Origin of the sequence: Mangrovimicrobium sediminis, from assembly GCF_004745945.1 — a bacterium.
Classification (GTDB): Bacteria; Pseudomonadota; Gammaproteobacteria; order Pseudomonadales; family Halieaceae; genus Mangrovimicrobium; species Mangrovimicrobium sediminis.
In genome coordinates, this window is the sequence record NZ_SRLE01000004.1 from 251,108 (window position 1) to 264,912 (window position 13,805).

The 13,805-nt window shown below is 63.9% G+C and carries 15 protein-coding genes; 5 read left to right on the forward strand and 10 right to left on the reverse strand.

What is annotated here, in order from left to right; genetic code table 11:
- Nucleotides 1-63 precede the first annotated feature (63 nt).
- Complete coding sequence (locus E4634_RS04550; RefSeq protein ID WP_135441411.1) at nucleotides 64-393, forward strand: Rieske (2Fe-2S) protein; 330 nt, start codon at nucleotides 64-66, stop codon at nucleotides 391-393.
- On the opposite strand, the gene E4634_RS04555 is transcribed toward E4634_RS04550, so the two are convergent.
- A complete protein-coding gene (locus E4634_RS04555; RefSeq protein WP_135441412.1) occupies nucleotides 390-878 on the reverse strand; it encodes a DUF7931 domain-containing protein in 489 nt (162 codons plus the stop codon). The two genes, E4634_RS04550 and E4634_RS04555, sit on opposite strands and share 4 nt — an antisense overlap.
- Nucleotides 879-1,139: 261 nt before the next feature.
- Here E4634_RS04555 and E4634_RS04560 point away from each other — a divergent pair, with 261 nt between their 5' ends.
- Nucleotides 1,140-2,315 (forward strand): hypothetical protein, encoded by a 1,176-nt coding sequence (locus tag E4634_RS04560; RefSeq protein WP_135441413.1) that lies wholly within the window; start codon nucleotides 1,140-1,142, stop codon nucleotides 2,313-2,315.
- A gap of 31 nt (nucleotides 2,316-2,346) precedes the next feature.
- Here E4634_RS04560 and E4634_RS04565 read toward each other — a convergent pair whose 3' ends face one another.
- Genes E4634_RS04565 through E4634_RS04590 form a run of 6 tightly spaced genes read right to left on the reverse strand, consistent with a single transcriptional unit; the run spans nucleotide 2,347 to nucleotide 7,707 of the window.
- On the reverse strand, nucleotides 2,347-3,468 hold the full coding sequence (locus E4634_RS04565; RefSeq protein WP_206046793.1) for a cupin domain-containing protein: 1,122 nt from the start codon (nucleotides 3,466-3,468) through the stop codon (nucleotides 2,347-2,349).
- A 5-nt stretch (nucleotides 3,469-3,473) separates the two neighbouring features.
- Nucleotides 3,474-4,841, reverse strand: coding sequence for an adenylosuccinate lyase (gene purB / locus E4634_RS04570; protein WP_135441414.1), 1,368 nt, complete (start codon nucleotides 4,839-4,841; stop codon nucleotides 3,474-3,476).
- A gap of 32 nt (nucleotides 4,842-4,873) precedes the next feature.
- Nucleotides 4,874-5,515 (reverse strand): high frequency lysogenization protein HflD, encoded by a 642-nt coding sequence (gene hflD, locus E4634_RS04575; protein WP_240725084.1) that lies wholly within the window; start codon nucleotides 5,513-5,515, stop codon nucleotides 4,874-4,876.
- Nucleotide 5,516: 1 nt separating this feature from the next.
- Nucleotides 5,517-6,608 (reverse strand): tRNA 2-thiouridine(34) synthase MnmA, encoded by a 1,092-nt coding sequence (mnmA, locus tag E4634_RS04580; protein ID WP_135441415.1) that lies wholly within the window; start codon nucleotides 6,606-6,608, stop codon nucleotides 5,517-5,519.
- Nucleotides 6,605-7,051, reverse strand: a complete 447-nt coding sequence (locus E4634_RS04585) for an NUDIX hydrolase (RefSeq protein ID WP_135441416.1) — start codon at nucleotides 7,049-7,051, stop codon at nucleotides 6,605-6,607. Before E4634_RS04585 ends, mnmA begins: the two co-directional genes overlap by 4 nt.
- Nucleotides 7,048-7,707 (reverse strand): pseudouridine synthase, encoded by a 660-nt coding sequence (locus E4634_RS04590; RefSeq protein WP_135441417.1) that lies wholly within the window; start codon nucleotides 7,705-7,707, stop codon nucleotides 7,048-7,050. The genes E4634_RS04585 and E4634_RS04590 overlap by 4 nt, the downstream gene beginning before the upstream one ends.
- 141 nt (nucleotides 7,708-7,848) lie before the next feature.
- Between E4634_RS04590 and icd the strand changes: the two genes are divergently transcribed.
- From icd to clpA, 3 genes are all read left to right on the forward strand, one after another.
- On the forward strand, nucleotides 7,849-9,102 hold the full coding sequence (gene icd, locus E4634_RS04595; protein WP_135441418.1) for an NADP-dependent isocitrate dehydrogenase: 1,254 nt from the start codon (nucleotides 7,849-7,851) through the stop codon (nucleotides 9,100-9,102).
- A 232-nt stretch (nucleotides 9,103-9,334) separates the two neighbouring features.
- On the forward strand, nucleotides 9,335-9,661 hold the full coding sequence (gene clpS, locus E4634_RS04600; RefSeq protein ID WP_135441504.1) for an ATP-dependent Clp protease adapter ClpS: 327 nt from the start codon (nucleotides 9,335-9,337) through the stop codon (nucleotides 9,659-9,661).
- Nucleotides 9,662-9,711: 50 nt separating this feature from the next.
- Nucleotides 9,712-12,003: an ATP-dependent Clp protease ATP-binding subunit ClpA gene (gene clpA, locus E4634_RS04605; protein WP_135441419.1), complete on the forward strand. Its 2,292-nt coding sequence runs from the start codon at nucleotides 9,712-9,714 to the stop codon at nucleotides 12,001-12,003.
- Nucleotides 12,004-12,039: 36 nt separating this feature from the next.
- Here the strand turns inward: clpA and infA are convergent, their stop codons facing one another.
- The 3 genes from infA to aat form a co-directional block, all read right to left on the reverse strand.
- Complete coding sequence (gene infA, locus E4634_RS04610) at nucleotides 12,040-12,258, reverse strand: translation initiation factor IF-1 (RefSeq protein ID WP_027948202.1); 219 nt, start codon at nucleotides 12,256-12,258, stop codon at nucleotides 12,040-12,042.
- A gap of 97 nt (nucleotides 12,259-12,355) precedes the next feature.
- Nucleotides 12,356-13,066, reverse strand: coding sequence for an arginyltransferase (locus tag E4634_RS04615; protein WP_135441420.1), 711 nt, complete (start codon nucleotides 13,064-13,066; stop codon nucleotides 12,356-12,358).
- Nucleotides 13,063-13,776 carry a leucyl/phenylalanyl-tRNA--protein transferase gene (gene aat, locus E4634_RS04620; RefSeq protein ID WP_135441421.1) on the reverse strand — a complete coding sequence of 238 codons (714 nt, stop codon included), beginning with the start codon at nucleotides 13,774-13,776 and terminating at the stop codon, nucleotides 13,063-13,065. Before aat ends, E4634_RS04615 begins: the two co-directional genes overlap by 4 nt.
- Nucleotides 13,777-13,805: the final 29 nt, after the last annotated feature.

Below are 13,805 nucleotides of genomic sequence, written 5' to 3' on the forward strand. Positions count from 1 at the left end.
GCTGGCAGGTCGGGGAAATCGCGCGACGCGATTGTCCGCCCAGGTGGCGCCTGGGAGCCCGCCATGCGCTTCTACCCGCTGGACAAACTTATCAACCTGCACGACGGTTATGTCTGCCGCTTCAAGATCGACCAGGTACAGTTGCTACTGGTACAGCGCGACGGCGAGCGCTACCTGTTCGAAGCCTCCTGCCCGCACCGCGGACATCCGCTGGAGGAGGCGACGTTCACCGATGCTATCCTGCGCTGCCCCCTGCACGGCCTGCGCTTTTCCCTGGACGACGGCCGCCTGTTGCAGGAGGGGAGCGACGCCTGCCGCGGGCTGCGCCTGTTCGAGCTGATCTATGAGGGCAATGAAGTCGGGGTGATGCTGGCGGACGGCCCGGCGGACTAGACGGTCAGGGTGCGCAGGTCCGGATCTTCCTCGCTGTAGCGCCACAGTTCATCAAACAACTCCAGCGCCTGCTCGGCGCGCGCCCGGTCCTCTGGATGGTAGAAGGCGCGTTCCCCCTGGTCGGCGGGTTTGTGCAGCAGCGCATCGCGGTCCCGGATCACCAGTGTCTCGCCTTTCCACTGTGGGTGTTCGGGGAGTTTGCGCAGGCGCACCGCGGTCGGAATACGGCGCGCCAGGTGCATCAAGCGGTGACCACGGGTGACCAGGGGGCGCGAATCGGCAATCAGGATGCGCACCTCGGTCTGGCGGCTTTCACGTGCCAGTTCGCTGAGTGCGGAGACCAGTTCCGGGTTGTCGAAGGCTGCGTGGTCCAGGGCCGGGCTCAGGATGGCGACATAGCGCCGCGCGCTCTTACACAGTTCTACCGTGATTGCATCGAAAGGCTGTGGATAGTCTATCGCTGTCAGCGAGCCATCGTTAGACATGTGAGAAACCCGTCTTTTCCTGAGTGTTGGCAGGCTAGCAAGACTGCTGCCTGGCTCGCAATACTCGATCGGGCGTGCCCGGCGTACTGCACTCTCGTTTCTCCACTGCTACCCGTGGTGCCAGGACGGATCGGTACAGGTGGAGAGGCCGCAAAAAACTGTGACGCACCTAGCAGCTTCGTCGCTCTGTGCTGGGCAAATCCGCCGAGGTCGCAGTAGTCTGACCGGCGGGGACAACAAGATAGACACAAGGACGTCTACATGCCAGGGGAACAACTCAAGTACACCGTGGAGGTCACCGGCGAGCTGCTGGAGGGGCGCAGCGCCGACGAGGCCAAGGCGGCATTTTGCGCGACGTTCAACGTCGATGCGACAAGGGCTGACAAGTACTTCCAGGGCAGGGCACGCGTCCTGCAACGCCACCTCGACGCCAAACAGGCCAACACCTACGAGCAGGCGCTGCGCTCGGTCGGCCTGACCAGCCGCCGAGTCCCGGAACAGCCCGAGGAGCCGAAAAAAGCCCCGGCACTGGAACTGGTGGCCATCGAGAGTCCTGCGCAGGCGTCAGAGCCCGAGCAGGCGCTCATGGTCTGTCCCAAGTGCCAGACGACCCAGCCGCGCGCCGAGCAATGTGGCGAGTGCGGCATTTTCGTCAAAAAGTACACGCCTCCGATCGCCGCCGAGGCAAGCACACCACGCGCGCGATCGGCGCCAGCCCCTGCCGCGGCCGACACCGCCGGTCCTGACGAAGAGCCGGCCGCTGCCGCCATGGTCATCGACGAGTCGCCTGACTCCACCAACCTGCCGTCCATCGCCGCAGCCGCTGCTGCCGCGGTGGCCGGAGCGGTGTTGTGGATGCTGATCGCGGTGAACGCCGGCATGGAGTTTGGCATCGTCGCCTGGGGCATTGGCGGTGCGGTCGGTATCGCGTCCGTCCTGCTGGGCGGGCGCGGGCAGGCCAACGGCATCCTGTGCGGCGCACTGGCGCTGGCTGCGATCATGGGCGGCAAATACCTCACAGCGGAGGCCATGAAAAACGAGGTAGTGGACAGTCTCTCCCAGCATATGGGCGCTTCCGCCGAAGCCGTAGCACTGTACGATGAGTTGCGCGAGGATGCGCAGCTGTATCGGGAACTCGACGGCAGTGACGCTGCCCTGCGCCACTTTCTCGTCACACGCAGTTACTCCGAGGCCGACAGCGAGAACGGCGTCAGCGAGCAGGAGATTGCCGAATTTAACGAGTACGATGCGCCCACGCTGCTGTGGATCGATCAGGAACAACCCAGCTTCGAACAATGGCAGGCGCAAACGGTGGAATCCATCCAGGATTACTCCAGCGCCGATATTATCGCCGCCGACTTCGGCTTCCTGAGTGCGTTGTTTGTGATCTTCGGTATCGCCACCGCCTTTCGCATAGGCAGGGGGGCGGTTGAGTAGAGACCTGCTCGGTGCAGGAGGAGGGCGAAACTCAGTCGCTGTAGAGGCACGCCGCCTGGACCAGGAAGTCCAGTAGCGCTTCTCCCTGCGCCGACGTGCGCAGTGTTTCGATCTCGGCGCGCTGCCACTGGCGCTGCGCGCACAGTGCAGCGATGGCCGGGGCCAGCGCGCCGTCGAACTCCCGGCTCTGGCCGTTGGCGAATACCAGCACGGCGCAGTCCTGCTCCAGCCATGCGACGCGTGCGGCGTCGTCCAGAAACGCAGCCCCTGCCTCGGACCATGCCGGGGCCTCTTCGGGTTCAGGCAGGCAGGTTTTTTCACCGGCTTCGGTAACCAGTTCCCCCAGCCAGCGTCCATCGCATTCGGCACTCAGGGCCTGCAACGCCAGAGCCCGGGCCCGTTCGAGGTCCATCGCACTGATTTCACCGGGACGGGAAACGGCATTGCGGCCCGGATCGGTAAACAGCCACTGTGGATCAAGGCCCTCCAGACGGGCATCGACCATGCGTGAAAGCAGGTCGCTTACCCGCGGTGCCCGAAAGCCAATCGAGAAGGTTGTGCACTCGCCCTCGGCGATACCCCAGTGCGCGACACCCGGCGGCAGGTACAGGATATCACCCGGCCCCAGGACATACTCCGCACGGCACTGGAAATCGCGCAGGATGCGCAGTTCATCGTGAGGCAGCAGCGCAGTAGTGGCATCGCATTGCTGGCCAACCCGCCAGCGGCGGCGTCCCTCGCCCTGTAGCAGGAAGACATCGTAGTTGTCGTAGTGGGGGCCGACGCTACCGCCGTCCACGGCATAACTGACCATGACGTCGTCGATGCGCCACTGCGGAATAAAGTCGACCAGTTGGCGCAACTCTGCCACTTCCGGCACATAGTGATCGACCGCCTGCACCAGCAGCGTCCATGGTGTGTCGCGGTGAAACTCGGTCTCGCCGAAGGGGCCGTGGCTGAGCAGCCAGCCCCCGCCGGCCTCCTCGATAATGCGCGATTCGACCTCGTCCTCCATGGCCAGGCCAGCCAGCTCACCGGCGTCCAGTGGCGGGGTAAAGCCGGGCAGGGCATTGCGCAACAGCAGCGGCTCGCGCTGCCAGTAGCGGGCGAGAAAGTCCTCGCGGTCGAGCTGTAGCGCCACTGTGTCGGCCAAGCCGGTTACTCGATAGCGCCAGCCTGGCTGGCGGCGTTGCCGGTGTAGTCGGCCGGAGTGAGTTCCAGCAGGGCGCGGCGTGCCGGTTCGGGGATGTCGAGCTTCTCGACGAACTCGCGGATCACCTCGCGGCTCATGTCCTGGCCGCGGGTGAGCGCCTTGAGCTTTTCATAGGGCTTCTCGATGCCGTAACGGCGCATCACGGTCTGGATCGGTTCGGCCAGCACTTCCCAGCTGGCGTCGAGGTCCTCGGCCAGGCGCGCGCGGTTCAGCTCCAGCTTGCCGATGCCCTTGAGGCAGGCCTGGTAGGCGATCATCGCGTAGCCGAAGCCGACACCCATGTTGCGCAGCACGGTGGAGTCGGTGAGGTCGCGCTGCCAGCGGCTGATCGGCAGCTTGGCGGCGAGGTGGCCGAACACCGCGTTGGCGAGGCCCAGGTTGCCCTCGGAGTTCTCGAAGTCGATGGGATTGACCTTGTGCGGCATGGTGGAGGAACCCACTTCGCCGGCGATGGTTTTCTGCTTGAAGTAGCCCAGCGAGATATAGCCCCAGGTATCGCGGTTGAAGTCGATCAGCACCGTGTTGAAACGCGCGATGGCATCGAATAACTCGGCCATGTAATCGTGCGGCTCGATCTGCGTGGTGTAGGGGTTCCAGGCCAGGCCCAGCGAGGTGACGAACTGCTCGGCGTTGGCCTGCCAGTCGACATCCGGGTAGGCGGCCAGGTGGGCATTGTAGTTACCCACGGCGCCGTTGATCTTGCCCAGGCACTCGATGCCGGCGAGTTGCTGCAGCTGGCGACGCAGGCGCGCGACCACGTTGGCCAGTTCCTTGCCCATGGTGGTGGGGCTGGCGGTCTGGCCGTGGGTGCGCGAGAGCATGGCCTGGTCGGCGTGCTCCCGTGCCAGCGCGGCGAGGGCCTCGGTCACCCCGTGCATCTCCGCCTGCAGTACGCTGAGGCCGTCGCGCAGCATGAGCGCGTGGGACAGGTTGTTGATGTCCTCGGAGGTGCAGGCAAAGTGCACGAATTCCTCGATGGCTTCCAACTCGGCATCGCCGGCGAAGCGCTCCTTGAGGAAGTACTCCACTGCTTTCACGTCGTGGTTGGTAGTGGCTTCGATGTCCTTGATGCGCCGCGCATCGACCTCGCTGAACTGGTCGAGGATGACAGCCAGCTGCTTGCGGGCGGCTGGCGACAGGGCCGGCACCTCGGGAATGCCGGGATGCGCCGCGAGACACTCCAGCCAGCGCACCTCGACCAGCACGCGGCGCTTGATCAGCCCGAATTCGCTGAACACCTCGCGCAGGGCGCGGGTCTTGCCGGCGTAACGGCCGTCAATAGGGGAGATGGCGGTGAGTGCAGAGAGGTCCATGCTCGGCTCCGGAAATCGCAGGGGGGCGGATTTTACACTACCGGGAGATTGCGCGACAGCGCCTGGCTGGTCTGCAGTAACTGCTTGCGCTGGAACAGCAAACGCCAGCGTCGACCACCCAGCTGGCGCCAGAGGAAGGCGGAGCGAATCCCCGCCAGCAGCAGGGCGCGGATGATGTCGGCGTTGCCCTCGTCGCGCAGGTGCTGCTCGCTGCCGGTGACCTTGATGCGGTAGCGTAACTGGCTCAGCGTATCCTGGTAGATGCCGGAGACGCTGTGGCAGATGGCGCCGACATGGGAGGCGAAGTGCTCGGCGCGAAAGCTGGCGTGCTCCAGTCGCGAGTGCACAACGGACATCATCTCCGGGCTGGCAGCGAACTTGCGCTCGAGGTAGAGAAGGTTGAACACGTAGCGGGTCACGTCGCGGTTCTCCGCCTCGTCGCGATTGGCGAGCATCGCGGAGAGGTTGATCAATCCCAGCTTGACCCCGGCGATGCCGCCGTAGACCTCGGCCACGTCCGAGGCGTCGAAGGTGAACAGGCTGTGCATCGACGACTCCAGGAATTCCACGGGATAGGTACCCGTACGCGATACCTGGTCGACGATGCGCGCCGCCTGGGTGACCCCGGCCAGCGCCAGGGTCTGCTTCTCGATGCTTGTCAGTTCCCTGCCCACGCTACGCGGCCTGTTCTATCACGCCGCCGCCCAAACAGCGCTCGCCATCGTAGAAGACGACGGACTGTCCCGGCGTCACCGCGCGCTGTGGCTCGGCGAAATCGACCCGATAACCGTCGCCCTCGCGTTGCACGGTGCAGGCCTGGTCCGGCTGGCGGTAGCGCACCTTGGCCTGGCACTGCAGCGGGAGGGTGGGGGGCTCGCCGGCGACCCAGTAGATATCGCCGGTGGCCAGGCTGTCGCTGAACAGTGCGGGGTGGTCGTTGCCCTGGGCCACCAGCAGCACGTTGCGTTCCAGGTCCTTGCCCACCACGTACCAGGGCGCGTCGCCGTGCTCGGCCAGGCCGCCGATACCCAGGCCCTGGCGCTGGCCGATGGTGTGGTACATGAGTCCCTGGTGGCGGCCCAGGCACTCGCCGTCCAGGGAGTGGATCTCGCCGGGCTTGGCGGGCAGGTATTGCTCGAGGAAATCCTTGAAGCGGCGCTCGCCGATGAAACAGATGCCGGTGGAGTCTTTCTTCTTTGCCGTGGCCAGTTCGTGCTTCTCCGCGATGGCGCGCACCTCGGGTTTTTCCAGTTCGCCCACCGGGAACAGCGAGTCGGCCAGTTCGCTGTGGCCCACCGCGTGCAGGAAGTAGCTCTGGTCCTTGTTCGGGTCCAGTCCCTTGAGCAGGGTGGCGCCGGTGTCGTCCTCGCCGCGGCGCACGTAGTGACCGGTGGCGATGAGGTCGGCGCCGAGCATGCGCGCGTAGTCGAGAAAGGCCTTGAACTTGATCTCCCGGTTGCACAGGATGTCCGGGTTCGGCGTGCGCCCGGCACGGTATTCCGCCAGGAAATGCTCGAAGACGTTGTCCCAGTATTCCGCGGCGAAGTTGGCGCCGTGCAGGGTGATGCCGAGCTTGTCCGCCACCGCCTGGGCGTCGGCGAAATCCTCTTTCGCGGTGCAGTACTCGGTGCCGTCGTCCTCCTCCCAGTTCTTCATGAACAGGCCTTCCACGGCGTAGCCCTGCTCGCGCAGCAGCAGTGCGGCAACAGAAGAATCCACACCGCCGGACATGCCGACGATGACCTTGGTGGAAGCGTTGAGGCTCATCCGTATACGAGGTCCAACGGGCCACACAGGCCCTTGCGATATTGCTCGATGGCCGCCAGTACCAGCGGGCTGCGCAGTTTAGCAGAATTGGCCTCGATTTCCTCGTAGCTGAGCCAGTGCACAGCGTGGATATCCGGGTCCAGCGTTGCCCCGGGAACGGCGCGCACGGGGCGGGCAAGGAAGGTGGTGCGGTAGTACACCGTGCCGTTGCGCGCGTTGTACAGCGCCATGCCGAGCACACCGGTGAGTTCCACTTCCCAGCCGGTCTCCTCCAGGGTCTCGCGCAGGGCGGCCTCGCGCAGGTTCTCGCCGGGGTCGAGGTGCCCGGCGGGCTGGTTGAACACCATCTCACCGGTGCTCTTGTCGCGCTCCTCGACCATCAGGAAGAGACCGTCGCGCTCGACCACGGTGGCCACGGTGACGTGGGGCGGCCAGTCGCTCATCGGCGGTGTCCTCGACCGGGGGCAGAGCCCTTTCTCCTTCTCGCGCGTGAAGCACCGGGGTCAGAGCCCTTTTTCCTCCCCGCGTGCGGGGAGGAAAAAGGGCTCTGACCCCTCTCGTGTACGAAGACGCGGCGGTGTTCGCCGGGCTGCAGGCCATCCAGTGTCCAGTCGCCCACTGCCCAGCGCACCAGGCGCAGGGTGGGAAAGCCCGCTGCGGCAGTCATGCGCCGCACCTGGCGGTTGCGACCCTCGCGAATAGCGAGTTCGAGCCAGCTGTCTGGAACCGTCTTGCGTGTGCGCACCGGGGGTTGGCGCGGCCACAGGGTGGGCGGCTCGATGCGCCGGGCCCGGGCGGGCAGGGTGGGGCCATCGCTGAGTTCCAGGCCGCGCTCCAGGCTGGCCAGTGCGGCGGCGTCGATCACGCCCTCGACCTGCACCCGGTAGGTCTTCCACAGCTTGTGGCGCGGGTTGGCGATACGCTGTTGCAGGCCGCCGTCATCGGTGAGTAAAAGCAGCCCCTCAGAGTCGTAGTCCAGCCGGCCGGCGGCGCGAAATCCCGGCGCGTCGAGGTAATCGGCGAGGGTGGCGCGACCGTCGCTGTCGGTAAACTGGCTGAGCACCTGGAAGGGCTTGTTGAACAGCAGGAGTTCCGCCACAGATCAGTCCGCGGTGCTGAAATTGACCGGTGAGAGGTCAGAAAACGCGGCTTTCATGCTACAATGCCGGCCGCTTCGTCCGGGGCACCCGACCGGATCCCCCTGCCATCCAGATAACCCAAGCAGCATTGGAGTAAACATATGGGCTATAAGCATATCCAGATTCCGTCTGAGGGTGAGAAGATCACCGTCAATGCCGATTTCAGTCTGACCGTTCCGGACAATCCTATCATTCCTTACATCGAAGGTGATGGTATCGGCGTGGATATCAGCCCGGTAATGATCGACGTGGTCGACGCGGCTGTCGAGAAAGCCTATGGCGGCAAGAAGAAAATTTCCTGGATGGAGATCTACACCGGCGAAAAGGCCGCCGAGATGTACGACGGCGACTGGTTCCCCGAGGAGACCCTGGACGCGATCAAGGAATACTCAGTGGGCATCAAGGGCCCCCTGACCACCCCGGTCGGCGGCGGCTTCCGCTCCCTGAACGTGGCCCTGCGCCAGGAACTGGACCTCTACACCTGCCTGCGCCCGGTGCGCTGGTTCGAGGGCGTGCCCTCGCCGGTGAAGGATCCCGGCGCCTGCAACATGGTGATCTTCCGCGAGAACTCCGAGGACATCTACGCCGGCATCGAGTACAAGGCCGATTCCGAGGAAGCCAAGAAGGTCGTCGATTTCATCATCAATGAAATGGGCGCCACCAAGATCCGCTTCCCCAACAACGTCGGCATCGGCATCAAGCCGGTCTCCGAGGAAGGCACCAAGCGCCTGGTGCGCAAGGCCATCCAGTACGCCATCGACCAGGACCTGCCCTCCGTGACCCTGGTGCACAAGGGCAACATCATGAAGTTCACCGAAGGCGCCTTCCGCGACTGGGGCTATGAACTGGCCCAGGAAGAATTCGGCGGCGAACTGCTCGACGGCGGCCCCTGGGTGTCCATCAAGAACCCGAACACCGGCAAGGAGATCGTCATCAAGGACGTCATCGCCGACGCCATGCTGCAGCAGATCCTGACCCGCCCGAAAGACTACAGCGTGGTCGCCACCCTGAACCTGAACGGTGACTACCTGTCCGACGCGCTGGCCGCCCAGGTCGGCGGCATCGGCATCGCGCCGGGCGCCAACCTGTCCGACACCGTGGCACTGTTCGAGGCCACCCACGGCACCGCGCCGAAGTATGCCGGCCAGGACAAGGTCAACCCGGGCTCGCTGATCCTCTCCGCCGAGATGATGCTGCGCCACCTGGGCTGGAACGAGGCCGCGGACCTGATCATCAACGGCATGAACGGCGCCATCCAGGCCAAGACCGTCACCTACGACTTCGAGCGCCTGATGGACGGGGCAACCCTGCTGTCCTGCTCCGAGTTCGGCAAGGCCGTGGTCGACGCCATGTAAGCCAGGCCCAGCGCCTCAACGCAAAAAGGCCCACATCAGTGGGCCTTTTTTTTGCCGCGCGCGTAGCAACAAATGCGCTGCGGTTAGCCGACAATATCACTACAAAACGGGCCCCTTGTCCAGTTTGCGGCCCCTTGAAAACCCGAGTATTGTACATATGTCCACTAGTGAACCCGCGACCATTTTGCAGAGCAGGCCCGTGAGATATATCCGCCCCGGCAACGGCTGGCGTATGGGCGACCAGGAGCAGCGCGAAGGCGAAGGCGATACCGCGCTCAAGGAGTCCAGGCCGGAACTCAAGAGACCACCCCTGTACAAGGTGGTGCTGATCAATGACGACTACACCCCCATGGAGTTTGTGGTCGAAGTGCTGGAAATCTTTTTCCGCATGAACCGCGAGCAGGCGACCCACGTCATGCTCACCGTACATACACAGGGCAAGGGTGTCTGCGGCATCTTCACCCGCGACATCGCCGAGACCAAGGCAGCCCAAGTCAACCAGTACGCGCGGGAGCACGAGCACCCGCTGCTGTGCGAGATCGAGGCCTCGGAGGGCTAGTCCGACGAGACCAATTCGTGTGAAAAGGCCCAGGCGGCCGGGAGTGGTATATGCTGAGTAAAGACCTGGAACAGTCCCTGAACGATGCATTCCGCGGGGCCAGGGCCAAGCGACACGAGTTCATGACGGTGGAGCACCTGCTGCTCGCACTGCTCGACAACAACGACGCCATCCGTGTACTCAAGGCCTGCGGTGCCGACATCGGCGCCCTGCGCGGCGACCTGGTCGAATTCGTCGATGCCACCACGCCGCTGATCCCCGAAGACCAGGCCGAGCGCGACACCCAACCCACCCTCGGTTTCCAGCGGGTACTGCAGCGCGCCGTGTTCCACGTGCAGAGCTCCGGCAAAAGCGAGGTCACCGGCGCCAACGTGCTGGTAGCGATCTTCAGCGAGTCCGAGAGCCAGGCAGTATTCTTCCTCAAGACCCAGAGCGTGGCCCGCCTCGACGTGGTCAACTACATCACCCACGGCATCTCCAAGGTGTCCGGGGAGGGCGAGTCCAGCGAGCCGGACCCGGCTGCCGAGGCCGAGAACGCCCCGCGCGACGACGGCGAGGGCAACCCGCTGGACAACTTTGCCACCAATCTCAACAAGGAAGCGGCCCAGGGCAATATTGACCCGCTGATCGGCCGCGCGCCCGAGGTCGAGCGGGTGGCACAGATCCTCGCCCGGCGGCGCAAGAACAACCCGCTGCTGGTGGGTGAATCCGGTGTCGGCAAGACCGCCATCGTAGAGGGCCTGGCCAAGAAAATCGTCGATGGCGACGTGCCCGAAACGCTCAAGGATGCCGTGGTCTACTCCCTGGATCTCGGCTCGCTGTTGGCCGGCACCAAGTACCGGGGCGATTTCGAGAAGCGCTTCAAGGGCCTGCTCGCGGAGCTGAAAAAGCGCGATCACGCCATCCTGTTCATCGATGAAGTGCACACGATCATCGGCGCCGGCGCTGCTTCCGGCGGGGTCATGGACGCCAGCAACCTGCTCAAGCCGCTGCTCAGCTCGGGCAAGCTGCGCTGCATCGGTTCCACCACGTTCCAGGAATATCGCGGCATCTTCGACAAGGACCGCGCCCTGTCGCGCCGTTTCCAGAAAGTCGACGTGCTTGAGCCCAGCCCCGAGGACGCCTACAAGATTCTCAAGGGCCTCAAGTCGCGCTTCGAGGAGCACCACGGCCTGCGCTACACCGACAAGGCCCTGAAAGTTGCCACTAACCTCTCGGCGCGGTACATCACCGACCGCTTCCTGCCGGACAAGGCCATCGACGTGATCGACGAGGCCGGCGCCTACCAGCAGTTGCTGCCGGTGTCCAAGCGCAAGAAAGTGATTGGTGTCAGCGATATCGAGGCGGTCATCGCCAAGATCGCGCGTATCCCGCCGAAGACCGTCAGCTCGGACGACAAGGAGGTACTGCAGCGGCTGGAGCAGAACCTGCGCATGGTGGTGTTCGGCCAGGACGCGGCAATCAGCAGCCTGGCGACGTCGATCAAAATGGCCCGCGCCGGCCTGCGCTCAGGCGACAAGCCGATCGGCTCGTTCCTGCTCGCCGGCCCCACTGGCGTGGGCAAGACCGAGGTCACCAAACAACTGGCACGCCAGCTGGGCCTGGAGCTGATCCGCTTCGATATGTCCGAGTACATGGAGCGCCATACCGTGTCCCGCCTGATCGGCGCACCCCCCGGCTATGTCGGTTTTGACCAGGGCGGCCTGCTGACCGACGCGGTGACCAAGCACCCGCACGCCGTGGTGCTGCTCGACGAAATCGAAAAGGCCCACCCGGAAGTCTTCAACTTGCTGCTGCAGGTGATGGACCACGGCACCCTGACCGACAATAACGGGCGCAAGGCGGATTTCCGCAACGTGATCCTGGTCATGACCACCAACGCCGGCGCCGAGAACATCAGTCGCCGCACCATCGGTTTCACCCACCAGGACCACACCACGGACGCCATGGAAGCGATCAACCGCATGTTCACCCCGGAATTCCGCAACCGGCTGGATTCCATCGTGCAGTTCGAGCCGCTGGGCGAGGATGTCATCCTCACCGTGGTCGACAAGTTCCTCACCGAACTGCAGGGCCAACTCGACGAGAAGAGCGTCACCCTTGATGTCGACGAAGATGCCCGCCTGTGGCTGGTGGAGAAGGGCTACGACCGGCACATGGGTGCGCGCCCAATGGAGCGCGTAATCCAGGAGCACATCAAGAAGCCGCTGGCGGAAATGGTGTTGTTCGGCGAACTCGCGCGCACAGGGGGGATCGCCCTGGTCACCCTGAACAAGGCGGAAGATCGCCTCGAGGTGCAGGTGAAGGAGGAAGAGTCGGTGCTGGAGGAGAGCCAGGCCTGATTCGGCGTCCGCGCTGCGGCGAAAGCCCGGCGCGGATTATCTCTCGCGGTAGGTGATGCGGCCTTTGGTCAGGTCGTAAGGTGTGAGTTCCACACGAACCTTGTCGCCGGTGAGAATGCGAATGTAGTTCTTGCGCATCTTGCCGGAGATATGAGCCGTTACCACATGGCCGTTCTCCAGTTGGACACGGAAAGTGGTGTTTGGGAGGGTGTCGATGACCTCGCCCTCCATTTCAATCTGGTCTTCCTTTGCCATTCTATTGGCAGTCCTCTATCAGAAACCGGGGCGCATTTTGCCCTAAACACGCGCTCGATTCTACCTTAAGACTGCCAGGTGATGGGAAAAGCCGGACTCAGACCAGGGCGGTCCAGCGACCGTTGACGTAAAGTTCCAGGGGACGGTACTCGGACTTGTAGGCCATTTTGCGGCAGTCCTTGATCCAGTAACCGAGGTACAGGTAGTCGAGTTCCATCGCCGCGGTCTTCTCGATCTGCCAGAGAATGGCGTAGCGGCCGAGGCTGCGCTTGACTGCGCCGGGGTCGAAGAAGGTGTAGATCGCCGAGAGGCCGTCGAGCAGCTCGTCGACAACGGAAATAGCGGTGAGCTTGCCCTGATCGTAAAAGCGGTAGTAGCGGGTGCACTCCCAGGCGTTGTTGAGGAACGACAGATACTGTTCCCGGTCCGGGGGATACATGTCGCCATCGGAGTGGCGGCGTTCGATGTAGCGGCGGTAGAGATCGAAGGCGGCGGCATCGCGGATATCCCCGGTGCACTCCACTTCGAGGTCGCTGTTGCGGTTCAGTGTCCGCCGTTGGGTGCGGTTGGCGACGAAATCCCGCACTGGGATACGCGCCGGGATACAGGCCTGGCAATGGCTGCAGTGCGGGCGGTACAGGTGGTTGCCGCTGCGGCGGAAGCCGAGTACGGAGAGGTTGCTGTAAAGGGCCTGGTCGACTTCCTGCCGCGGATCGACAAACAGCGTCGTGGCTTCCCGGTTTTCCAGGTAGCTGCAGCTATGGGGGTAGGTTGTGTAGACCTTGAGGTCCCGCAGTGAAGACGTCACAACAGTTCTCCGCATGTAGGCGGGAGTCGCCACACATTTAAATCGTGCGCCACATCGATTGTTTCGTCAAGCAAGCGTTCGAAATCTTCCCTGCAAATGTTTTGCGCGCCCAAAGAGTTGAGATGCTGGCTCTCAACCTGGCAGTCGATGACACGAAATCCACCGCGCCGAATGATGTCCACCAGCGCTACCAGGGCCACCTTGGACGCGTCGGTTTCACGGCTGAACATGGACTCGCCGAAGAAACTGCGGCCGACGGCGAGGCCGTACAAGCCGCCCACCAGTTCGCCGTGGGCGTCGAGCACTTCGATTGAATGTGCGTGCCCCAGCGCGTGCAGGTCGCAGTAGGCGCCGAGCATGGCCGGGCCGATCCACGTGCCCAGGCCGTCCTTGCGCAGTTGCGCACACTCGCGCATCACGTGCTCGAAACGCTGGTCCACCGCCAGGGAGAAACAATCGCTGCGCAGGGTTTTGCGCAGGGAACGCGAGATATGCAGGTTCTCCGGGAACAGCACCGAGCGCGGGTCCGGCGTCCACCACAATACCGGCTGGGGTTCCTCGAACCAGGGAAAGATGCCGCGCCGGTAGGCCCCGAGCAGGCGCTCGGGGGAGAGTTCGCCACCCACGGCGAGCAGCCCGCTGGGATAATCCAGCGCTTCGCTGCTCGGCGGGAAATCTTCGCCGCCCTGGAGTTGGCGGAGGTAGCGCATGCCTTTATTGAAGCAGAAAACGCCGCCGC

Bases quoted from the DNA above. Each gene is read 5' to 3' on its own strand.
- E4634_RS04550 (WP_135441411.1), top strand. From the start codon at position 64: ATGCGCTTCTACCCGCTGGACAAACTTATCAACCTGCACGACGGTTAT.
- E4634_RS04555 (WP_135441412.1), bottom strand. From the start codon at position 878: ATGTCTAACGATGGCTCGCTGACAGCGATAGACTATCCACAGCCTTTC.
- E4634_RS04560 (WP_135441413.1), top strand. From the start codon at position 1,140: ATGCCAGGGGAACAACTCAAGTACACCGTGGAGGTCACCGGCGAGCTG.
- purB (WP_135441414.1), bottom strand. From the start codon at position 4,841: ATGGACCTCTCTGCACTCACCGCCATCTCCCCTATTGACGGCCGTTAC.
- mnmA (WP_135441415.1), bottom strand. From the start codon at position 6,608: ATGAGCCTCAACGCTTCCACCAAGGTCATCGTCGGCATGTCCGGCGGT.
- E4634_RS04585 (WP_135441416.1), bottom strand. From the start codon at position 7,051: ATGAGCGACTGGCCGCCCCACGTCACCGTGGCCACCGTGGTCGAGCGC.
- icd (WP_135441418.1), top strand. From the start codon at position 7,849: ATGGGCTATAAGCATATCCAGATTCCGTCTGAGGGTGAGAAGATCACC.
- clpS (WP_135441504.1), top strand. From the start codon at position 9,335: ATGGGCGACCAGGAGCAGCGCGAAGGCGAAGGCGATACCGCGCTCAAG.
- clpA (WP_135441419.1), top strand. From the start codon at position 9,712: ATGCTGAGTAAAGACCTGGAACAGTCCCTGAACGATGCATTCCGCGGG.
- infA (WP_027948202.1), bottom strand. From the start codon at position 12,258: ATGGCAAAGGAAGACCAGATTGAAATGGAGGGCGAGGTCATCGACACC.
- aat (WP_135441421.1), bottom strand. From the start codon at position 13,776: ATGCGCTACCTCCGCCAACTCCAGGGCGGCGAAGATTTCCCGCCGAGC.